Here is a 19,444-nt window from a genome sequence, read left to right as displayed (position 1 = left end):
GCATGAACGAAAATAAGGGCTTAGAACGATTTATAGTCCTGTTTATCCCCTGGATATTGGCAAGCATACTCCAGTCGGATGCGCTGTTGTCTTATTGGGTGGCCTGGGGTGGCTCGTTGCTTATATTTTTCCTTACGCTTACCGGCTGGGTTAAGTCGATACCAACCGACAGGCCTATGACCGAGCAGTTGATGCGGCCCATGTTTATCATGCACATTATTTTTGCGGGCTACATGGCGTGTACATCGGTATTTTACATGCTGAATGCCTTGGGTTACGAAAACTTCGTCAAATCGGCGGTAGTGCTTATTGATGCCCAAAAAATAGCGGCTATAGCACAGTGCCAGCGTTATTATTGCCTTGGCCATGCTGCATTCATAACCGGTGTGCTGATTTTTATGAAATACCCTGCCAAAAAGAAATACCGTATAGAAAATACCGTACTGGCCGATTTGCTGATGAAAGTTGCCCTGATTTCTTTGCCGGTATCCAATATACTCATGCGCACTCCCGGGCTTTCGCAGCTTTCATTTCAATTAAGTTCGCTTAGTTTTATAGCAGGCACCTTGGCATTGGCCTTTGCCATACCGCTAAAGAAACCTGCAAACACTATTATTTGTGGGCTGCTGTATGCGTTCAACTTTTACTCGGCCCTGGTATCGGGCTTTAAGGAACCTATTATCATCAGTATACTGGTGTTGGGCCTCTTTTTATATCCAAACTACAAAAAATTTGTGATTATTACGTTCGCACCGCTGCTCTTTTTCTGCTTTATGGTGCTGCCAGCGTACGTTAACAGCTTCAGGGCGGTTGCCTGGTCAGACGATTTGGATACCGATGCTGCAGCACAACAATCCATTGATGTTGCCCTTGATGGCCAAAACGATAACTGGGACTTCCTTACGTTGCGCTTAAGCGAGATAGATATGTTCATCACGTTTACGCAATCTACCCCCTCAACCATACCCTACTACGGCACCAAATTGCTCAGCCAGTCGCTCATTGTGGTGATACCCCGTATATTTTGGCCCAACAAGCCCATTACCGAAGCCCTGGTGATGGAGCGGGTGTACGATGCGGGCGTAGTAAACCGCTTATCCAACGTATCGGCCAAGCCTGCATATATCGTAGATGCCTACCTTTCCGGCGGCGTGCCGGGTATTTTCATAGCCTTATTTGCATACGGCGCGATAGCGCAACTCATATCTATAAAAGCCGAGGAACTCTTCGGCGGGTATATATTGGGCACAGCACTGATATTCAGTGGTTTGTTCCAGATATTCTGGCGCGGGCTTAGCTTCGAGTTTATCATCAACGCCGTATTCTGGAGCTACATAAGCATGCTCATCATTTTCGCGATACTAAAAAAACAACGCATATTACAACCGGTTTAAAAATACTGCACATTACCCCGGCTTATAAACCTGCCTACATTTACGGCGGGCCAACCATGTCTGTAGCTACCTTGTGCGAAGAGCTGGCCAAAGCAGGCGTAGTTATAGAAGTTTTTACCACCACTGCAAACGGTCCCGAAGAACTCCCTGTAGTGCCTGATACTGCATTAATGGTGGATGGCGTTCAGGTTACGTATTTTAAGCGCGTTACTAAAGACCATACCCATTTTTCGCCGGCATTGCTCAAAGCGGTATGGAAACAGGTGCGGGCTTACGATGCGGTACATATACACGCCTGGTGGAATTTGGTATCGGTACTATCAGCAGCCATTGCTATTGCGCGTAAGGTGCCGGTAATCATTTCTCCACGCGGGATGCTTAGCCCCTACTCTTTCAACAACAAGAATATCGGTGCAAAAAGCATCATCCATAAAGTCTTCGGAAAACGCTTGCTGCAAAAAAGCCATATCCACGCCACATCGGCGCACGAGAGCCGGGCGGTTACACAACTGGTGCAGCCGCTTGGCATAACGGCGGTCCCCAATTTTGTGAAGCTGGGCGGTGCTGATATCGTTACCCCCGGCCCACGCGGAGAAGTCCTGAAATTGCTATTCTTTTCGCGCATCGAAGAGAAAAAGGGGTTGGACATACTGATAGCGGCCCTTCGGTTGCTCACAGTACCCTTCCATTTAACCATTGCCGGCAGCGGCGAAGACAGTTACGTAGAAAGTTTAAAGGCACTGGCCGCAGGTTTGGAAGATAAGATAACCTGGGCCGGCTTTTATGGCGAAGATAAATTTATCATGCTGCAACAGCATGATGTAATGGTGCTGCCCTCGCACGACGAGAATTTCGGCAACGTGGTAATTGAAAGCCTGAGCGTAGGCACAGCGGTGTTGATTAGCGAACATGTTGGCCTGGCCGATTACGTACGCGATAACGGCTTCGGCTGGATATGCCAAACCAACGCTGCTTCGGTAGCGGATGCCATAACCGCCATAAGCCTGGAAGATACCGGGCGACTGGAAAAAATAGGAGAAACGGCTCCGGCTGTTATAAGGCACGACTTTACCGGCTACGCATTAACGCAAAAATACATTAACCTTTACCGGCAAATAATAAACGCATGAGCGATTATAAAGAGTACAACTACCAAAGCAGCGCCATAACGCATAACTTTAAGTATATGCTGCAACCGTTGCTCAGCATGCTGGATAAGGATAAGAACCGCTGCATCATAGATTTGGGCTGCGGCAACGGCTACCTGGTAAACTACCTCCTATCCTTAGGATATAATGCCTACGGTACCGATGCATCTGAAAAAGGTATTGCCATTGCCCGCGAGCAAAACGCCGGCAGGTTCTTTGTGCAGGACCTTTCTACTGATAAACTGCCCGAAGGGCTGCAGGGGCTATCTTTCGATACCGTTATCTCTACCGAGGTGATAGAGCACCTTTACGACCCGGAGGGCTTCATAGATTTTTGCAGGCAGGCCCTAAGTCCCGGTGGGGAAATCATTATCTCTACCCCTTACCATGGCTACCTCAAAAACCTGCTCATCAGCCTGGGCAACAAATGGGATAAGCACCTGAACCCGGTTTGGCTTGGTGGGCACATCAAAATGTGGTCGGCCAAAACCTTAAGCGGCCTGCTCACTGCGAAAGGCTTCACCGTAACCCGGTTTGAAGGCTGCGGACGCATTCCGTATATTTGGAAATCGATGATTATTAAAGCCAGGCTCAATTGAATACCCAATATTCAATTATTGTACTCACTTTTAATGAAGAAATTCATTTGCCCCGGCTGCTGGCCTCCATCGCCGGGCTGGATGCTGCTGTTTTTGTGTTGGACTCTTTTAGTACGGACGGCACCGTTAACCTAGCCGAATCGGCAGGTGCTGTAATTTTGCAAAATTCCTTCGAAAATCACCCAAAACAATGGGATTTTGCCCTGAAAAACTTCGATATTAAAACGCCCTGGGTAATTTGCCTGGATGCCGATCAGGTGGTAACGCCTGAGTTGTTTGCACAGCTGCAAAAATTCGATACCAACGATTACGATGGCATGGACGGTATTTACTTCAACCGCAAGAACTTCTTTAAGGGCCGATGGATAAAACATGGCGGTTACTACCCGTTCTACCTGTTAAAGATGATACGCTATGGCAAGGGCTACTCGGACCTGAACGAGAATATGGACCATCGCTTCATCGTACCGGGCAATACCATCATCTGGAAAAAGGGGCACATACTGGAGGAAAACTTAAAGGAAAACAACATCCGTTTCTGGATAGAGAAGCACAACAAATACAGCGACCAACTTGCCGTAGAAGAAACGGAGCGCATACTGGGCATACGCAACCAAACCATTAAACCGCGTTTCTGGGGCTCGCCCGATGAACGTACCGCCTGGCTGAAACAATTATGGTGGCGTTTGCCGCGTTATGTTAGGCCGATGTTGTATTTTACGTACCGCATACTATTCAAATTGGGAATATTGGATGGCCGCACCGGCATCATATTCCATTTTTTGCAGGCCTTTTGGTTTAGGCTTATTGTGGACATAAAAATAGACGAGATTATTAAACAACGGGATGATGCTAAATAAGCTTAGGGAAAATACCGCCTTATGGTTCAGCATTAAGTTTGCGGGCTTGTTCCTGGTGTTTTATTATTTCAATATATTCTATTTTGGCCTTATTTCCCCCGCTAATAACTACAGCGCGTTTTTAGACCACCACCTCAATTATATCGAGTGGCTGCGCTGGCTGCTGTTGCACGCCTGCAGTGCCATCCTCAATGCGTTGGGCTTCACTTCTATAGTGGGCAACAACCAATTACTGGTAGCGGGTCATGGTATCATCGATCTGATATACACCTGCCTGGGGCTTGGCGTAATGAGCTTTTTCGCCGCATTCGTAATCGCCTATCCAAAAAAACTGAAGCCGAAAGTGATATTCCTCATCACTGGGTTGTTTGGCATACAGGTGCTCAACATCATCCGGCTGATGCTGCTGGCCCTCTATTGGAACAAAAGCCGCAACCGCATCATCGATCATCATATTATCTTTGATGTAATCATTTATATCCTTATTGTTGCGGCACTGTACAAATGGGTAAACAATAAAGCCACTAATACCGATGCCGCAAACTAACCTGGCCGTATATAACAACTATCCCTACCATCCGGGGGGCAATGCGTTTAAACGGCTGCTTTGGTATTATGTGAATGCCGTGGTTTTCAAAAGCGCGTTGTTCCCCATCAATGGCTTAAAAACCGGCCTGCTGAAATTATTCGGCGCGCGGCTTGGGAAGGGCGTGGTAGTAAAGCCCGTTGTAAATATCAAATCGCCCTGGTTTTTAACCATAGGCAACCATACCTGGCTAGGCGAAAACGTATGGATAGATAACCTGCTGATGGTAAACATAGGCAGCAACGTGTGCCTTTCGCAAGGGGCTATATTACAAACCGGCAGCCATAATTATAAAAAGAGCACGTTCGATTTGATAACCGGCAGTATTATATTGGAAGATGGCGTATGGATTGGTTGCGGAGCGATTATCAACCAAGGTATTACAGCAGGGAGCCATGCGGTGCTTACCAGTGGCTCGGTTGCTACAAAAAATTTAGAAGCGTATGGAATTTACCAGGGTAACCCCGCAGTAAGGGTACGTACCAGGGAGATTGACGAATGATGTTGAAGAATACTTTTTTACCCTTATGCATTTTTGCACTAATGGCTGCTATGCTGTTGGCGGGCTGCAAAAACAAAACCGCTACCAACAATGCCGACCCACGGGAGGCTAACAGGGTAATAGATAGCCCAAGCATGGCCTATATCAAAAAGTTGGATAAAGAACACAAGGGGGTAGTGTTCGTATTCACTAAAGATTTCCCCGAGTTTAAGAAACTCAGCAACCGCAGCATCATCCTGAAACCCTTAAATCAGGACCTCAGCATCGATTTGAACGAGTACCAGCATAAAGATTTTATGGGCCCCGTTTACATCCTGCTACCCTCCTACTACGTAGGCATCAGGGCATCGGTAATCCTTAAATGTTTCCCGACTTATAAAGGTTTTACCTTTACACAGCCGAGCGACGATTATGTGGTGTATCACACCGATATGAAACGGTAGGTATTACCGGTTTATCTCTTTCCACAGCAGGTCTTTCAGTTCGGTAATATTCTTCTGCGCTACCGACGAAATGAACACGTAAGGGATGCCCTCCGGCACTTCCTTCTCCATCTCTGCCTGCAATTCCTCATCCAGTAAATCGCTTTTGGTAATGGCCAGTACACGTGGTTTGTGCATCAGTTCCTCGTTGTATTCGCTCAATTCATTCAGCAGGATCTCGTATTCTTCTTTTATGGTCCTTGCTGTATCGGCAGGCACCATAAATAGCAGCACCGAGTTGCGTTCGATATGGCGAAGGAAACGGATTCCCAATCCCTTGCCCTGCGATGCACCCTCTATAATACCAGGTATATCGGCCATCACAAACGATTGGTTACCGCGGTAACCAACGATGCCTAAATTAGGCACAAGCGTTGTAAAGGCGTAATCGGCTATCTCCGGCTTAGCGGCAGAAACAACCGAAAGCAGTGTTGATTTCCCCGCATTTGGGAAGCCCACCAAACCAACATCGGCCAGTATTTTTAGTTCGAGGATGTTCCAGTCTTCCTGGCCCTCTTCGCCTGGTTGGGCAAAGCGGGGGGTTTGCCTGGTTGCCGTTTTAAAGTGCCAGTTGCCTAAGCCACCGCGGCCGCCATTGGCTAATATTTTAGTTTCGCCGTCGTGGTTTATCTCGAAAAGGATTTCGCCTGTCTCGGCGTTTTTTGCGATGGTACCAATAGGCACTTCCAGTATTTCGTCGCGCCCGGTTTTGCCGCTACGCTGCGAGCTGCCACCGGCATCGCCATCGCCGGCTATAACATGTTTGCGGAACTTAAGGTGAAGCAGTGTCCACAACTGGGCATTACCTTTAACGATGACGTGCCCGCCACGGCCGCCGTCGCCGCCATCGGGGCCGCCCATAGAGGTTAATATATCCCTGTGCAGATGCGAAGAACCTGCCCCCCCGTGGCCGGAACGGCAGCATATCTTTACGTAATCAACAAAATTCGAACCCTGCGACATAATCTTTTCCTTTAATACGGAAAGTCCGAAAGTTAAGAAACATAAGCTTCCTTCCTTCGGACTTTACCAACTTTCCGACTTACGGACTAATTAATAAGTTTCAATAACGGTAACGATAGCATCGAAAATCTCTTCTACCGTGCCTATACCATTTATGCTTGTATATTTATTTTGACTTTGATAAAAACCGGCAACAGGTGCAGTTTCATCGTTATATACCTTAATGCGCTTGCGTATCACTTCGAGGTTGGCATCATCGGGCCTTCCCGAGCTTTTACCACGCAACAACAGGCGATGTTCCAATTCTTCATCGGTAACCTGTAAGGCTATCATGCCCGATATGGCTGATTCCTTTGAGGAAAGCAAAGCGTCTAATGCTTCTGCCTGTGCTACCGTGCGGGGGAACCCATCAAAAATAAAGCCTTTGGCGTCCTTGTTGGCATCAAGCTTATTACTGATCATTCCAATCACAACCGCGTCAGGAACTAATTTTCCGTCATCCATCAGTTTTTTGGCTTCAAGCCCCAGCTCAGTACCCTGGGCTTTTTCAGCACGCAGTAAATCACCCGTAGACAGATGAATTAAGCCGAACTTCTCAATAAGATTTTGTGATTGAGTACCCTTCCCTGCTCCGGGGGGACCAAACAGTACTAAGTTAAGCATCCCTTATGTTTAAATTAAAAAAGCCTATGAACACTATACTCAAAGGCTTAATTTTTTGGGCACCTGGCGGATGTCGCAGTTCCGGGACAAGTGGTTGATATATGTGCACTTGTAGGGATTCGAACCCCAAACCTTCTCATCCGTAGTGAGATGCTCTATCCAATTGAGCTACAAGTGCATTTTCCGTATCGGGTTTTATATATCGAAACCGATATATTCCCCTTTTTTAACGGACTGCAAAAATAGGATTTTCTTGCATTGAGTGCAAATTTTTTATCAATTACTTCACCTTTTCTGCAATGGCCGCAAAATCGGGCAGGTCGCCTGCGTTTTCAAGTACTTCAGCATAAATGATATTTTGCGCCTCATCTATCACAAAAGCAGCGCGTTTAGATACGCCTTTCATGCCGAAGGCAAAGGTTTCATATAAGGCACCGTAAGCTTCAGAAACATCTTTGTTAAAATCAGATAGCAGCGGGAACTGGTAAGCGTTCTCTTCTTTAAACTTACCCAGGGTGAAAGGCGAATCTACCGATACGCCTAAAATTTGTGCGTTAAGCCCATCGTAATAGCCAAAACTATCGCGCATGGTGCAAAGCTGAGTGGTGCAAACACCGGTAAAAGCCAAAGGGAAAAAGTGTAACACAACTTTCTTGCCTTTAAAATCGGCTAAGGAAACCTCTTTAAGGTCTGATGAAGTGAGTTTGAATTGTGGAGCGACTGTGCCGGTTGTTAAAGCCATGTTGTTTGTTTTTGTGCAAATGAATGACATTTTGCGGAAAGTCCGTTGCTCTCCGATTGAAAAGGTGAAATTTTACAAAAAAATAATTATCCAAAAGTTTGGATATGACAAATATACAGCTACATTTGTAGTGTACTACTTAACTAATACACTATGATACAATTCAACAATTTGTCTTTTGGTTATTCGCGCAAAAAGTTGCTGTACAAAAACCTTTCTCTTTCTATCGAAAATGGAAGCATCTACGGCCTGCTTGGGAAAAATGGTGCCGGTAAGAGTACCCTTCTCAAAAACATGGTAGGCACGCTGTTCCCGGTTGAAGGCAAGGTACTCATAGACGGCATGGAACCAAAAAGCCGCAAGCCGTCGTTCCTACAAACCATTTACTACATCGCCGAAGATGTTTATGTACCTGCACTTACCATAAAACAATATCAAAGCCTGTTTGCGCCGTTTTATCCGCTTTTTGACAAGGAAAGCTTTTATAAATACCTGCTTGAGCTTGAGGTAAGCGTAGATGGCAAGCTAAATAAACTATCCTTTGGGCAGCAAAAAAAGTTTGTGATAGCTTTTGCGCTGGCCTGCAATACCAAGGTACTGTTGATGGATGAGCCAACAAACGGGTTGGATATTCCATCCAAAGCACAGTTCAGAAAACTCATCGCTTCAGTGATGAACGAAGACCGCATTATTTTTATCTCCACCCACCAGATCCGCGACCTGGAGAATATGATAGATAAGGTAATGATTGTAGATAACGGCAACCTGTTGCTGCACTCCTCAATTGCAGATATCGCCGACAAGCTTTGCTTTAAAACCGTAACCGAAATACCTGCAGGCGTAAAAGTGCTTTACTCCGAAAAAATGCTGCGCGGCACATCGGTTATTATAGAGAACGTAGATGGTGAAGACTCGGCGCTTAACCTGGAGCACCTTTTTAACGGCATTACCGAAAACCCGGCAATGGCCAAACAATTATTCCCGATAAATTAATACTAATTACCATGAATGATACTTTTAGCCTCAGCAGATTTGGATTGCTGTTAAAGAAAACCATACTCGAGCGCTCCATGCAAATAATTGGCGCCTTGGTAGCTGTAATGGCATTTACTTTTTTACTTTATACGCTTATACTTTACGCTTTAGATTGGGGCCCGGCGCAAAACCTCGCTTTTATTTGGGGCTTTATTGGTGGCGGGGTGGTTTTATCTTCGGTAGTATTTAGCTACTTTACTACTAATGCGGGTGGGGCAGCCTATCTTACATTGCCTGCCTCCTCGCTGGAGAAATGGCTCTGCGGTATATTGATATCAGGCTTGTTATTCTGCATTGTTTTTTTAAGCTTCTTCCGGCTTATGGATTACACCTTTGTAACGGCCTATCATAACGGGTTAGACCGAACCAGCCCGCTGTACCGTGCCTTGTACAACCATGTGTACTTGTACCCATTTGAAGATAATAATGTATTTGTTAAGGCAACAGTGTTGTACACCAACTTTGTTGGGGCCATGATGGTAGGCACGTTATACTTCAACCGGGTAGCTCTTGTAAAGGTGGCGCTGGTGGTTTGCGGTGTGCTGGCTGTTATCTATTTTTTAAACCTGGCCATTGTTAGCCTATTATTTTCTAATGTCGATATTGCGTTCCCGTACTTTACGGTATTGATAAAAGTAGATTCTGAAGTTGGGAATATCGAGCTTCCGCATTACGCATATGCTATCGCAAATAATTTTCTTCAATACATATTGCCGGGCACTTTGTGGATAACAGCTTATGTAAGGCTAAGGGAAAAAGAAATTTAGAATGGAGTTTAGAGAAAAACAAGCAATTTATTTACAGATAGCAGAATATGTTTGCGAGCAAATATTGCTTAAGCAATGGCCGCTGGAAACAAAAATATTAAGCATTCGCGATCTGGCCATGGCAATGCAAGTGAACCCTAACACGGTTCAGCGTGCCTACGATTTTTTGCAGCAACGCGAAATTATTACCAATAAGCGCGGCGTAGGGTATTTTGTAGAGAATGAAGCCATGCATCGAGTAGTTGCCTTCAGGAAAGAACAATTTTTAGAAAATGAATTGCCCCTATTTTTAAGAAGCATGTATTTGCTGGATATTCCGATGGAAGAAATTGAAACACGTTACGAGAAATTTATTGATGAAACTTTTAAAGAAAAAAAACATGAAGACTAAAATAAGTACGATCATACTGAGGGTATTATTCGCCGTGATGTTGTTAGGTGTCGTAGTGTCCGATCTGGCATTTAAAAACGTGTACGACAAAGTTGATAAAAGCGATACCTATTGGAATTACAACAAGGTGCTGGAACAGCCTTTTAAACACCTGAAGATTGAGGGTGGCAATATCACGCAAATAGTTTTTCAACAAAGCAAACACGCATCGGTAAGGGTGCTCAACTATTGGGACGCCTATAAAAAAGATGTAACGTTTAAGGCTTATGTAAAAAACGACACGCTGCACTTAGTGTTCCCTAACAAATACAAAAATGAGGGCGAAAAAAACTGGATGCAAAACCGGGTGCTGGTACGGTTGTTTGCTCCCGAACTGTTATCTGTAGATGGTGCCGATACCAACTTTGAGCTGCAGAAATTAAGGCAGGCAAACATATCCGTAAATTTAAAAGGAAAATCGCGACTGGAAGTAGAAAGTTATAATCAAAGTTTCGACACACTTCGGATAACACAGGCAGATTCCAGCCAGGTTTTATTTGAAATGGCGCCAGAATTAAAGGGTTCTAAAAACATGCACTTTGGCTACGTAGCAGCAAATCTTAAAGATTATACCATACTAGACATTGGCCACGGATTTGCTGAAAAGGCTGATTTAGCTATTGCTGATAGCTCGGCTATAATTCTTTCGGGGAAATCTTTAAAGGCGATGCATAAGTAATGCGGTGATCTAAGCTACTATGGCACAAAAAATTGGACAAATGGCCTTACTGGTAAAAGACTACAACGAAGCCATTGAATTCTATTGCCAAAAACTCGGGTTCGTTTTATTAGAAGATACCGTTTTAAATGAGGTAAAAAGATGGGTATTGGTGGCTCTACCAAATTCGGATTTCCGTTTGCTGCTGGCGAAGGCGGCGGGAGATGAACAAAAAACCAGGGTTGGAAACCAAACCGGTGGGCGCGTGTTCCTTTTCTTATACACAGACGATTTTTGGCGCGACTACAGGCAGTATCAAAGCGCGGGCATAATGTTCGTTAGAGAACCAAGGGACGAACCGTATGGCACGGTAGCGGTATTTCAAGACCTCTATGGCAATCTGTGGGATTTAATCGAAGAAAAGAAAAAACCATGAAAGCCATCATCATCACCCACCCCGGCGGCCCCGAAGTTTTACGCTCAGCAAATAAGCATTTGGCGAATAATAATTACATTTGTGTATAAAGATTACGCCATGCCCGAAGTAATTATAAAATATAAAAGCGAAAAAGCATTTAAAGCTTTGCAAGATCTTGCTAAGGTGTTCAATATGAGTATTAGTACGCCAGCAAAAACCGTGTCTATTACAACTACAAAAGAGCTTCCGATAACCTATGCTGAACGCCCGGATTTTATGGCTTTAGCTGGTATTTGGGAAGGCAGGGATATCACGTTGGAGGAATTACGGAAAGAAGCTTGGGGGGACCGGATTTGAACCCGGTAATTTGTGATACCAATATTTTCATATCACTATTCAAAAACACCCCTGATACTATCCACGAACTTAACTTAATTGGGAACAATCAGATACTTATGCCAAGTGTTACGGTTATGGAATTGTATCGCGGTATGCGGGACAAAAAAGAAATGGCCGATATGCAAAAGAAAGTTAAGAATTACAACATTTTGCATTTCGACAACGATGTATCCAAGCATGCAATTGAATTGATAAACAGATACAAATTATCCCACAACTTGCAAATTCCCGATGCAATTATCGGTGCAATGAGCGTAATGTACAATGTAGAATTGTTCACCTACAACCTAAAAGACTTTAAGTTCATTCCCGGTTTAAAGCTCTATTCTCCAAAATAGCTGCACTTTATATCTTCAAAACAAACCTGTATTGATGATGTAATTACATGCGAAACAAATTTACACATGAAAGCCATCATCATCACCCGCCCCGGCAGCCCGGAAGTATTACAGCTTGCGGAGCGCCCGATACCCACTTATGCCGCTGGTGAGATTTTGATAAAAGTAATAGCTGCAGGTATAAACCGGCCCGATGTTTTCCAGCGGAAAGGCAACTACCCGCCGCCTGATGGTGCCCCAAAAGACATCCCCGGGTTGGAACTTGCCGGCATAATAGCCGAGGTTGGTGCTGAAGTTAGCCGATGGAAAATAGGCGATAAGGTTTGCGCCCTCGTTATAGGCGGCGCTTATGCCGAATACTGCGCCGCTCCCGAAGGGCAATGCCTTCCCGTTCCTGATAACTTAAGCTTTGCCGAAGCTGCTTCTCTCCCCGAAACCTTCTTTACTGTTTGGAGCAACGTGTTCGACAGAGGCAACCTACAGCCCGGCGAAAGTTTGCTGGTGCACGGTGGCAGCAGCGGCATTGGCGTTACTGCTATACAAATGGCCAAGGCATTGGGCAGCAAAGTTTATGTAACGGCAGGGAGTGATGAGAAATGCAAATTCTGCGAGGCATTGGGCGCAGATAAGGCCATCGAATATAATAAAGAAAATTTCGGCGATACCATCCATCAGCTTACCAATGGCAAAGGCGTAGATGTGATACTTGATATGGTCGGCGGCGATTACGCCGCCAAAAACATACAATGCCTGGCAAACGATGGCCGGCTGGTAATGATAAACGCCATAAAAGGCAACAAGGTAGAAGTCAGCCTATCCGAAGTGATGCGGAAGCGGCTGGTAATAACGGGCTCTATGCTCCGCTCTCGCGAGGTGGCATTCAAGAGCGCCATCGCCGGCAAGCTAGAGGAGCATATCTGGCCGCTACTAGCATCCGGGCAAATAAAACCTGTTATCTACAAAACATTCCCCGCCAATGAAGCCGCCAAAGGCCACGAACTAATGGAAAGCAACGAACATATGGGGAAGATCGTAATCAATTGGCAGTAGGCAGATTTGGTTGGCAGTTTGCAGTTGGTACATATTACTGCCCACTGCAAACTGCTAACTGCAAACTGGTTAAGGGAACTTCACCCCATTATAAGCCGATACGTTCGCCTTAGGGATATTTGATCCGTATTTCGTGTTGATGGCTTTAATAAATTCATTGGCCACAATAGCATAGCCCCTTGGCGTTAGGTGGATCCCATCCAGCGAAAATATCCCCCCGCTGATATAGTTTGAGCTTAGGTTTACTCCATCTATCACTAAACCATTTGCCTTTAAATTATTAAGGAAGGTAAAGGCATCAAACACCGCTAAGCCTTTTGATGCAGCTGCTGCTTTGATGGTGGCATTGTACGAATTTACGCAACCTTTGGTTAAAGCTATTTCATTAGCATCCAGCACATACTGGTTTTCGATAGGCGCGTATGGCGTTAAGCCGTAAGGCACGGTACCAGCCGGCGAACTTACAGGCTGGCCTATTTTGCTGGTAGGGAAAGTCAGTACCACCAAATCAGCTGCGGTAGCAGCACGTGCAGCATAAGTTGTGGTTAAAGTATCGACACGTGCATTGATATATAAAGCGGCAACCGCAGGATTAGCCTTTTGTACGCTGGCTAAAATTGCGCCAACAGTTACGGTAGTAAAGTAAGGCACCGAGGTAACGTCTGGGATAGTTGCTACGGCACCTTTTTGGCCAGTTGCAGTTAGTTTCGATATCGAAAGGTTGTATAGAGCTGTAAATGTTGCTTTATCCGTAAGTACATCTCCGGCACCACCTGTAGAAGCATATAGCAAAGCATCATTACTGCCCAGCCAGTTGGTGAAGAACGTAAAAGGCTTGGCGGTGGCAAAATCTATGTATGTAGTAGAATTTGTACCTGCGTTGCCCGGCAACATCCTTTCAAAATAGCCGTTCAGGTTACCGTAAGGGGCATAGGTTATTTGCTGTATTTTAACGCCAGGCACACCGTAGTTGTTTATTTCGCCGGTGTATTTGGTGTATAAAACCACCGTACCGAAACCCGGTATGGTGGCCGTCCCTCTCACCGCAAGGTTGGTGGTAACCGGCGCAGTAATGGGCGAGCCGGTGGCAGTAAAGCCCATTAGTTTGATGTAACCCGAACCGTTCGATTGATCGGCGTTGAACAATGGCTGCGCAAAGGCACCGCCGCCCACCTGTGCCATTTGCTTGGCAATGATGCTTGGATATGAATTTAGTTGCCCTTCCAGATATAAACCCCCATCAGCGTACCCTGCGGTTAAGGAGTTACCTACAGAAATATAACGGCTAAAATCTGCCGCGCCTGACGTTGGTTTGGGAACGTCTACTGATGGTTTGCAGGAAGCGAGCAACAGCAAGCCCGCAGATATGTATATGTAATTTTTTATCGATTTCATGTGCTTAGATACTATAGGTTACCAATGATAAGAAAGGGCCACGCCGGGGATGTACACATTGCTGTGGAACGTTCCGGATAATTGCGTTTCGATATTGGTTTGGGTGCGGGTAAACAGGTGCTCAAACTCAAAGGAAAGATCGATATCCAAACGTTTGGCCAGTTTGTAACCTACGCCACCGGTAAGATAGTAACGGTTGGCATCGGGCACCTCGGGGGTTACATAGCCATCCTTAACAGGCGTGGTAGCATAACCGCCGCCAAAACGCAGGGCCAGTTTATTGCTGTACTTGTACTCGGCACCTGTACGCAGCGCAAACGCGTTCTCGTAGTTACGTGGCGAATAAGTGTCTGCAAGTGTTGAAGTGTTGGCAGCATAATCAAATTCCAGCGCTTTAAAGCTGCTCCAGCCCACAAAGTTCGCATCGAAACCAACGGTCCATTTTTGGGTTGGATAAAAGCCGAGGCCCAATGAGAATGTTCCCGGCAACGGTATGCCCGAGCTGAAGGTATTAGGCTGCGGGAAGTTTGCCTGTACCGATGATGGCACGGTAAATACTGCATCGCCGTTTTTTAGTTTGGTATTCACCTTAGAGCGGTAATCAAGCCCCGCTGTAAACGATTTTGTTTTCAGGAAGAGCCCGGCATTCCAGCCGTAACCTTTGCCTGTACCTTCCAGTTTCGCCTGGCCGGGGTTTCCGTTAGCATCTGCCAATGGTATCGCCCTCCTCAAGTCAACACTGGCATGGTTGTAAACAAAGCCTGCGCCGATGCTTAAAGCATTGGTTAATTTGTAGCTAAAAGTTGGTTGGATAAATATTGCTTTCAGGTCCAGGCTCTGCACCGAATATTTACCGGCCCAGGTGGTACCCCAATCGGTAAGGCCGCCAAATGGCGTATAAACGCCAAGGCCAAATTTCCAGTTAGCCGATTTTGGCCCCCAAACCGCGTAAGCCTGTATAGGCGTAGCTACGCGGTCTTTAGTAAAATATTTGTCGTTGGTACCCGATGGGTTGAAGCCGGATTTAAACCATAGCGGGCTGATACCGGCAGAAACTGAATTTTGGGGCAACATAGCAACCGCGCCCGGGTTAAAGAAAATAGAGGCCCCATCCTGCAGCAGACCGGTGCCCGTATGGCCCATGCCTATCTGTTTCTGGCCGCCCAGGTTCACCTGGAAACCCTGCGAATAAGCAAAAACAGGGACACACCACATCAATAGCAGTAAAAGTTTTTTCATTAATTAAGAATTTGCGTACAGAAAATTTGGTTTATAATTGGGCGTCAAACTTACAGAAATAGTATTAATAAAAACACCAAAAAAATCTTACCATAACTATTTAAATATTTGGCAATAAACCTTAACTTTGCGCCTCTGAAATAGTGCCTTTATTTGATAAAAGGGGTTCCGTTTCATTTTAAATTTCTTTAAAACACCAGGTAATATATGCCAAACATTGGAAAAATATCAAGGATCATCGGTCCGGTAGTTGACGTAAGTTTCGCTAATGACGCACATCTTCCTAAGATTTACGATGCGCTTGAGATCACTAAAGACAACGGACAAAAAATCATTTTAGAAGTTCAGCAGCACTTAGGCGAAGACCGTGTGCGCGCAATTGCGATGGACTCTACCGACGGTTTACTGCGCGGTATGAATGTTTTAGATACCGAAGCTGCTATCAAAATGCCGGTTGGCGATGCCATTAAAGGCCGTGTATTTAACGTAGTTGGTGATGCTATCGATGGTATCCCTAACCTTGACAAAACCAATGGTCGCCCTATCCACAACACGCCTCCGCGTTTTGAGGACCTATCAACCGAAACTGAAGCCCTGTTTACAGGTATCAAAGTTATCGACCTTTTGGAGCCTTATGTAAAAGGTGGTAAAATTGGTTTGTTTGGTGGTGCCGGTGTAGGCAAAACAGTATTAATTCAAGAGCTGATCAACAACATCGCGAAAGCTTATGCAGGTTTATCTGTATTTGCAGGCGTAGGCGAGCGTACCCGTGAAGGTAACGACTTATTGCGCGAGATGCTTGAATCGGGCATTATAAAATATGGCGATGCGTTTATGCACTCCATGGAAGCTGGCGGCTGGGATTTGACAAAAATCGACGCTGAAGCTTTGAAAGAATCAAAAGCAACCTTCGTTTTCGGCCAGATGAACGAGCCCCCAGGTGCACGTGCACGTGTGGCGCTATCAGGTCTTACCCTTGCAGAGTACTTCCGCGATGGTGACGAAGAAGGCAAAGGCCGCGATATCCTTTTCTTTATCGATAACATCTTCCGCTTTACCCAGGCAGGTTCTGAGGTATCGGCTTTGTTAGGTCGTATGCCATCTGCGGTAGGTTACCAGCCAACTTTGGCAACCGAGATGGGTACCATGCAGGAGCGTATTACTTCTACAAAACGTGGTTCAATTACATCTGTACAGGCCGTTTACGTACCTGCGGATGACTTGACCGACCCTGCACCGGCAACAACATTTGCCCACTTAGATGCTACAACCGTACTTTCGCGTAAAATTGCCGAGCTTGGTATATACCCTGCGGTGGATCCACTGGATTCTACCTCACGTATCCTTAGCGCAGCTATCCTGGGCGATGAGCATTACAACACTGCTCAACGTGTTAAAGAAACCTTACAGCGTTACAAAGAACTTCAGGATATCATCGCCATCTTAGGTATGGACGAGCTTTCTGAAGAAGATAAATTAACCGTGTCTCGTGCACGCCGTGTTCAGCGTTTCCTTTCTCAGCCATTCTTCGTGGCAGAGCAGTTCACCGGTTTACAAGGTGTATTGGTTGATATCAAAGATACCATCAAAGGTTTCAACATGATTATGGATGGCGAAGTAGATGAGTACCCTGAGGCAGCATTCAACCTTGTGGGCAGCATCGAAGACGCTATTGAAAAAGGCAAGAAATTATTAGCAGAAGCTAATAATTAATAGAATCAAGAAATAAGAATCAAGAATCAGGACAGGAAAAAAATCTTGCATCTTGACTCTTGATTCTTGAATCTAACACAACATGACATTAGAAATCCTTACTCCTGATAAAAAAGTTTTCGAAGGTGAAGCTACTTCGGTAAGCCTGCCCGGTACTTTAGGCTCTTTCGAGATACTGAATAACCACGCGCCTATCATCTCTACCCTTAACGACGGCAAATTGGTTGTAAGGGAAGGCGGTAAAGAAGATACCTTTTTTATTAAAGGCGGCGTAGTAGAAGCTTTAAACAATAAAGTAACTGTACTTGCAGAAGGCATTACCCATAAGTAATCGTTTTTCACACTGATATTGAAAAGGCCCGGATTTATGTTCGGGCCTTTTTTGTGGGGTGCTTTTTTTGTGCTATGCTCAAAAAAAAGTAGCTTTGTTTAAAGGGTATAACATTATGACTACATTAACCATGCGGCAAAAATTAATGAGTTATCTGGCGGATGCAGAGGACAACAAAGTAAAAGCTATTTATACTTTATTAGAAAGAGATATCGATGAAGAAGATGCCTTTCTATTGTCTGAAGAACAATTCGACATTTTAGAGCATGAGCAAGAATTACATTTAACAGGCAAAACCAAATCTTACACCCGAGACGAGGCTATGCAAATAATTAGAAGGCAACGAGAATTGTAATGCCTCAATTGATTATAAAACCCCGGGCAATCAAAATGGCTCAGGAGGCATACGATTGGTACGAAGAACAGCAACAAGGATTAGGCGAATTATTTTTAAAGGAATTGCAGCGCTGTTTCGATAAAATTGAAGACTGGCCATTGTTATATGCAAAAATCAAAAAAGACTTTCGTCAGATAGTTTTACAGACCTTCCCTTATGTTATTGTATTTGAAATTATAGAGCGTGACGTAATAGTTTACGCCGTCTTTCATACCAGCCGAAGTCCCCGCAAAAAATTCAGAAGATAGGTTGACAACTATATAAAAAAGGCACGGGCATCAATGTCTGGATCTCTTTTCTGCCGGTTCGATTTCACCTGGCGGTTTAACAAACCTGCTTTTCCCTCAATCAAATTAGCGCATAAATTGCCAATAGCAACAGAACGAACATCAACCCTGCCATTTGCTGTCCTGCCCGCTCCATGCCTTTTTTGAATTCATCCTCCTTGTCATACTCCATATAGTAAATACTCCTGAAAGAATAAGCTTTAGCCCCCGGGCGGATTATTTGCTTGAAGTATCCCAATGTAAAAAGCACGCAAACACCTATAAGCCTAAAGAGGCTAGCTATCCAGCTATCGAAAATCAGGTGCAGCATACTGTCGGTATTATTGAATGATCGCCATCTTTATCAACTCGTATGGTCACACACAATCTTCCACTGACCATCAATCTTCCTGAACCATAACGTAAAATACCCACCGGGTGCGTCTTTCTCTCGTTTGAGGCTCCAGGCACCCATTACAAAGGCATCGTTCTTACCCAGCAGCTCTATCTTATCCAGCCTAAAGGTAAGCTCGCCCATTGCAGCTTTATCGGGGTAGCCCTTTTTATAGTTATCCAGCGTAACCTGCCAGCCGTAAGCCGGGCCACGCTTGCCAATGAACATTAATGAATCAGACTTCCAGTAGCCTTGCATAAAGCCCTCCAGGTCGCCTTTGCTCCAGGCGGTTTGCTGGTCGGCCATTAGTTTGGCGATGGCTTGCTTATCTTTATTTTGCGCTATAGCGAAGCAGGAACACAGAAGCAGGAGAAAAGAGAAGAGAATTTGCTTTTTCATTCAACTAATATAACGCTTCCGAACCATGATTAAAAGATAACACGATTAAAGGATTTAAGGATTGACAGGATTAAAATCAATCCAGCTGTCCTTTTTCTGAACCATGATTTGCTTGTTTAAGGGATACCCCGATAAAATTTCGCAATCGGAATAGTCCCATAATCCGGTAATCAAGCAAATCATGGTTCAGGCAATTAAAAAAATCCCGTCAAATCCTTCAATCGCTAAATCGTGTCAAAAAATATTTTAGCTTTATGCTTTCATCTTTCAGCCCTC

24 protein-coding genes, 1 tRNA gene and 1 pseudogene are annotated in these 19,444 nt (G+C 45.0%); 18 read left to right on the top strand and 8 right to left on the bottom strand.

Translation table 11 applies throughout. The features are described from left to right. Window positions 1–2 precede the first annotated feature (2 nt). The 6 genes and pseudogenes from AC1DXC_RS19175 to AC1DXC_RS19150 all read left to right on the top strand — a co-directional run bounded on the left by AC1DXC_RS19175 (window position 3) and on the right by AC1DXC_RS19150 (window position 5,532). Window positions 3–1,394 (top strand): exosortase Y-associated Wzy-like protein, encoded by a 1,392-nt coding sequence (locus AC1DXC_RS19175; protein ID WP_477460786.1) that lies wholly within the window; start codon window positions 3–5, stop codon window positions 1,392–1,394. Next, window positions 1,322–2,524: an XrtY-associated glycosyltransferase XYAG1 gene (locus AC1DXC_RS19170; RefSeq protein ID WP_477460906.1), complete on the top strand. Its 1,203-nt coding sequence runs from the start codon at window positions 1,322–1,324 to the stop codon at window positions 2,522–2,524. The genes AC1DXC_RS19175 and AC1DXC_RS19170 overlap by 73 nt, the downstream gene beginning before the upstream one ends. Beyond that, window positions 2,521–3,141 carry a class I SAM-dependent methyltransferase gene (locus AC1DXC_RS19165; protein ID WP_477460785.1) on the top strand — a complete coding sequence of 207 codons (621 nt, stop codon included), beginning with the start codon at window positions 2,521–2,523 and terminating at the stop codon, window positions 3,139–3,141. The genes AC1DXC_RS19170 and AC1DXC_RS19165 overlap by 4 nt, the downstream gene beginning before the upstream one ends. Further along, window positions 3,138–4,548 (top strand): annotated as a pseudogene (gene xrtY, locus AC1DXC_RS19160) (exosortase Y). The gene AC1DXC_RS19165 and the pseudogene xrtY overlap by 4 nt, the downstream one beginning before the upstream one ends. Continuing rightward, the gene (locus AC1DXC_RS19155; protein WP_477460784.1) at window positions 4,535–5,089 is read left to right on the top strand and encodes a WcaF family extracellular polysaccharide biosynthesis acetyltransferase; all 555 of its coding nucleotides are present in this window, start codon (window positions 4,535–4,537) and stop codon (window positions 5,087–5,089) included. Before xrtY ends, AC1DXC_RS19155 begins: the two are co-directional and overlap by 14 nt. Window positions 5,090–5,130: 41 nt before the next feature. Beyond that, entirely contained in the window at window positions 5,131–5,532 is a 402-nt protein-coding gene (locus tag AC1DXC_RS19150; protein ID WP_477460783.1) for a hypothetical protein, read from the top strand. A gap of 3 nt (window positions 5,533–5,535) precedes the next feature. On the opposite strand, the gene obgE is transcribed toward AC1DXC_RS19150, so the two are convergent. From obgE to AC1DXC_RS19130, 4 genes are all read right to left on the bottom strand, one after another. Further along, window positions 5,536–6,534, bottom strand: coding sequence for a GTPase ObgE (gene obgE / locus AC1DXC_RS19145; protein WP_477460782.1), 999 nt, complete (start codon window positions 6,532–6,534; stop codon window positions 5,536–5,538). A 90-nt stretch (window positions 6,535–6,624) separates the two neighbouring features. Next, the gene (locus tag AC1DXC_RS19140) at window positions 6,625–7,197 is read right to left on the bottom strand and encodes an adenylate kinase (RefSeq protein ID WP_477460781.1); all 573 of its coding nucleotides are present in this window, start codon (window positions 7,195–7,197) and stop codon (window positions 6,625–6,627) included. Window positions 7,198–7,301: 104 nt separating this feature from the next. Beyond that, a tRNA-Arg gene (locus tag AC1DXC_RS19135) sits at window positions 7,302–7,375 on the bottom strand. 102 nt (window positions 7,376–7,477) lie between these two features. Continuing rightward, window positions 7,478–7,939 carry a redoxin domain-containing protein gene (locus AC1DXC_RS19130; protein ID WP_477460780.1) on the bottom strand — a complete coding sequence of 154 codons (462 nt, stop codon included), beginning with the start codon at window positions 7,937–7,939 and terminating at the stop codon, window positions 7,478–7,480. A gap of 153 nt (window positions 7,940–8,092) precedes the next feature. Here AC1DXC_RS19130 and AC1DXC_RS19125 point away from each other — a divergent pair, with 153 nt between their 5' ends. From AC1DXC_RS19125 to AC1DXC_RS19090, 8 genes are all read left to right on the top strand, one after another. Then, window positions 8,093–8,932, top strand: coding sequence for an ABC transporter ATP-binding protein (locus AC1DXC_RS19125; protein ID WP_477460779.1), 840 nt, complete (start codon window positions 8,093–8,095; stop codon window positions 8,930–8,932). 11 nt (window positions 8,933–8,943) lie between these two features. After that, window positions 8,944–9,741 carry a hypothetical protein gene (locus AC1DXC_RS19120; RefSeq protein ID WP_477460778.1) on the top strand — a complete coding sequence of 266 codons (798 nt, stop codon included), beginning with the start codon at window positions 8,944–8,946 and terminating at the stop codon, window positions 9,739–9,741. Window position 9,742: 1 nt separating this feature from the next. Next, on the top strand, window positions 9,743–10,132 hold the full coding sequence (locus AC1DXC_RS19115) for a GntR family transcriptional regulator (RefSeq protein ID WP_477460777.1): 390 nt from the start codon (window positions 9,743–9,745) through the stop codon (window positions 10,130–10,132). Beyond that, entirely contained in the window at window positions 10,122–10,850 is a 729-nt protein-coding gene (locus AC1DXC_RS19110; RefSeq protein WP_477460776.1) for a hypothetical protein, read from the top strand. The genes AC1DXC_RS19115 and AC1DXC_RS19110 overlap by 11 nt, the downstream gene beginning before the upstream one ends. Window positions 10,851–10,869: 19 nt before the next feature. After that, complete coding sequence (locus AC1DXC_RS19105; RefSeq protein WP_477460775.1) at window positions 10,870–11,265, top strand: VOC family protein; 396 nt, start codon at window positions 10,870–10,872, stop codon at window positions 11,263–11,265. 81 nt (window positions 11,266–11,346) lie between these two features. Beyond that, window positions 11,347–11,604 (top strand): hypothetical protein, encoded by a 258-nt coding sequence (locus AC1DXC_RS19100; protein WP_477460774.1) that lies wholly within the window; start codon window positions 11,347–11,349, stop codon window positions 11,602–11,604. Then, entirely contained in the window at window positions 11,541–11,984 is a 444-nt protein-coding gene (locus tag AC1DXC_RS19095; RefSeq protein ID WP_477460773.1) for a PIN domain-containing protein, read from the top strand. The genes AC1DXC_RS19100 and AC1DXC_RS19095 overlap by 64 nt, the downstream gene beginning before the upstream one ends. 66 nt (window positions 11,985–12,050) lie before the next feature. Beyond that, window positions 12,051–13,034 carry an NAD(P)H-quinone oxidoreductase gene (locus AC1DXC_RS19090; protein ID WP_477460772.1) on the top strand — a complete coding sequence of 328 codons (984 nt, stop codon included), beginning with the start codon at window positions 12,051–12,053 and terminating at the stop codon, window positions 13,032–13,034. 69 nt (window positions 13,035–13,103) lie between these two features. On the opposite strand, the gene AC1DXC_RS19085 is transcribed toward AC1DXC_RS19090, so the two are convergent. Beyond that, window positions 13,104–14,429: an SGNH/GDSL hydrolase family protein gene (locus AC1DXC_RS19085; protein WP_477460771.1), complete on the bottom strand. Its 1,326-nt coding sequence runs from the start codon at window positions 14,427–14,429 to the stop codon at window positions 13,104–13,106. Window positions 14,430–14,447: 18 nt separating this feature from the next. After that, the gene (locus tag AC1DXC_RS19080; RefSeq protein WP_477460770.1) at window positions 14,448–15,668 is read right to left on the bottom strand and encodes an OmpP1/FadL family transporter; all 1,221 of its coding nucleotides are present in this window, start codon (window positions 15,666–15,668) and stop codon (window positions 14,448–14,450) included. 207 nt (window positions 15,669–15,875) lie between these two features. On the opposite strand from AC1DXC_RS19080, the gene atpD reads away from it, so the two are divergent. The 4 genes from atpD (at window position 15,876) to AC1DXC_RS19060 (ending at window position 18,357) form a co-directional block, all read left to right on the top strand. Beyond that, window positions 15,876–17,381 (top strand): F0F1 ATP synthase subunit beta, encoded by a 1,506-nt coding sequence (atpD, locus tag AC1DXC_RS19075; RefSeq protein ID WP_477460769.1) that lies wholly within the window; start codon window positions 15,876–15,878, stop codon window positions 17,379–17,381. A gap of 82 nt (window positions 17,382–17,463) precedes the next feature. Further along, a complete protein-coding gene (gene atpC / locus AC1DXC_RS19070) occupies window positions 17,464–17,712 on the top strand; it encodes an ATP synthase F1 subunit epsilon (RefSeq protein ID WP_477460768.1) in 249 nt (82 codons plus the stop codon). A gap of 115 nt (window positions 17,713–17,827) precedes the next feature. Continuing rightward, entirely contained in the window at window positions 17,828–18,067 is a 240-nt protein-coding gene (locus tag AC1DXC_RS19065) for a hypothetical protein (RefSeq protein ID WP_477460767.1), read from the top strand. Further along, a complete protein-coding gene (locus AC1DXC_RS19060) occupies window positions 18,067–18,357 on the top strand; it encodes a type II toxin-antitoxin system RelE/ParE family toxin (RefSeq protein ID WP_477460766.1) in 291 nt (96 codons plus the stop codon). Before AC1DXC_RS19065 ends, AC1DXC_RS19060 begins: the two co-directional genes overlap by 1 nt. Window positions 18,358–18,457: 100 nt before the next feature. Here AC1DXC_RS19060 and AC1DXC_RS19055 read toward each other — a convergent pair whose 3' ends face one another. Then, a complete protein-coding gene (locus AC1DXC_RS19055) occupies window positions 18,458–18,706 on the bottom strand; it encodes a hypothetical protein (protein ID WP_477460765.1) in 249 nt (82 codons plus the stop codon). Window positions 18,707–18,739: 33 nt separating this feature from the next. Further along, on the bottom strand, window positions 18,740–19,168 hold the full coding sequence (locus AC1DXC_RS19050; RefSeq protein WP_477460764.1) for a YybH family protein: 429 nt from the start codon (window positions 19,166–19,168) through the stop codon (window positions 18,740–18,742). Window positions 19,169–19,444 lie beyond the last annotated feature (276 nt).

The sequence above is a fragment of the Mucilaginibacter sp. P2_D11 genome, assembly GCF_056404435.1.
This window is presented reverse-complemented; position numbering and strand designations above follow the sequence as displayed.

What these genes read in the sequence shown, in the direction of transcription:
- AC1DXC_RS19175 (WP_477460786.1), top strand. Translation starts at nt 3, where the DNA reads ATGAACGAAAATAAGGGCTTAGAACGATTTATAGTCCTGTTTATCCCC.
- AC1DXC_RS19165 (WP_477460785.1), top strand. Translation starts at nt 2,521, where the DNA reads ATGAGCGATTATAAAGAGTACAACTACCAAAGCAGCGCCATAACGCAT.
- AC1DXC_RS19155 (WP_477460784.1), top strand. Translation starts at nt 4,535, where the DNA reads ATGCCGCAAACTAACCTGGCCGTATATAACAACTATCCCTACCATCCG.
- AC1DXC_RS19150 (WP_477460783.1), top strand. Translation starts at nt 5,131, where the DNA reads ATGGCTGCTATGCTGTTGGCGGGCTGCAAAAACAAAACCGCTACCAAC.
- obgE (WP_477460782.1), bottom strand. Translation starts at nt 6,534, where the DNA reads ATGTCGCAGGGTTCGAATTTTGTTGATTACGTAAAGATATGCTGCCGT.
- AC1DXC_RS19140 (WP_477460781.1), bottom strand. Translation starts at nt 7,197, where the DNA reads ATGCTTAACTTAGTACTGTTTGGTCCCCCCGGAGCAGGGAAGGGTACT.
- AC1DXC_RS19130 (WP_477460780.1), bottom strand. Translation starts at nt 7,939, where the DNA reads ATGGCTTTAACAACCGGCACAGTCGCTCCACAATTCAAACTCACTTCA.
- AC1DXC_RS19125 (WP_477460779.1), top strand. Translation starts at nt 8,093, where the DNA reads ATGATACAATTCAACAATTTGTCTTTTGGTTATTCGCGCAAAAAGTTG.
- AC1DXC_RS19120 (WP_477460778.1), top strand. Translation starts at nt 8,944, where the DNA reads ATGAATGATACTTTTAGCCTCAGCAGATTTGGATTGCTGTTAAAGAAA.
- AC1DXC_RS19115 (WP_477460777.1), top strand. Translation starts at nt 9,743, where the DNA reads ATGGAGTTTAGAGAAAAACAAGCAATTTATTTACAGATAGCAGAATAT.
- AC1DXC_RS19110 (WP_477460776.1), top strand. Translation starts at nt 10,122, where the DNA reads ATGAAGACTAAAATAAGTACGATCATACTGAGGGTATTATTCGCCGTG.
- AC1DXC_RS19105 (WP_477460775.1), top strand. Translation starts at nt 10,870, where the DNA reads ATGGCACAAAAAATTGGACAAATGGCCTTACTGGTAAAAGACTACAAC.
- AC1DXC_RS19090 (WP_477460772.1), top strand. Translation starts at nt 12,051, where the DNA reads ATGAAAGCCATCATCATCACCCGCCCCGGCAGCCCGGAAGTATTACAG.
- AC1DXC_RS19085 (WP_477460771.1), bottom strand. Translation starts at nt 14,429, where the DNA reads ATGAAATCGATAAAAAATTACATATACATATCTGCGGGCTTGCTGTTG.
- AC1DXC_RS19080 (WP_477460770.1), bottom strand. Translation starts at nt 15,668, where the DNA reads ATGAAAAAACTTTTACTGCTATTGATGTGGTGTGTCCCTGTTTTTGCT.
- atpD (WP_477460769.1), top strand. Translation starts at nt 15,876, where the DNA reads ATGCCAAACATTGGAAAAATATCAAGGATCATCGGTCCGGTAGTTGAC.
- atpC (WP_477460768.1), top strand. Translation starts at nt 17,464, where the DNA reads ATGACATTAGAAATCCTTACTCCTGATAAAAAAGTTTTCGAAGGTGAA.
- AC1DXC_RS19065 (WP_477460767.1), top strand. Translation starts at nt 17,828, where the DNA reads ATGACTACATTAACCATGCGGCAAAAATTAATGAGTTATCTGGCGGAT.
- AC1DXC_RS19060 (WP_477460766.1), top strand. Translation starts at nt 18,067, where the DNA reads ATGCCTCAATTGATTATAAAACCCCGGGCAATCAAAATGGCTCAGGAG.
- AC1DXC_RS19055 (WP_477460765.1), bottom strand. Translation starts at nt 18,706, where the DNA reads ATGCTGCACCTGATTTTCGATAGCTGGATAGCTAGCCTCTTTAGGCTT.
- AC1DXC_RS19050 (WP_477460764.1), bottom strand. Translation starts at nt 19,168, where the DNA reads ATGAAAAAGCAAATTCTCTTCTCTTTTCTCCTGCTTCTGTGTTCCTGC.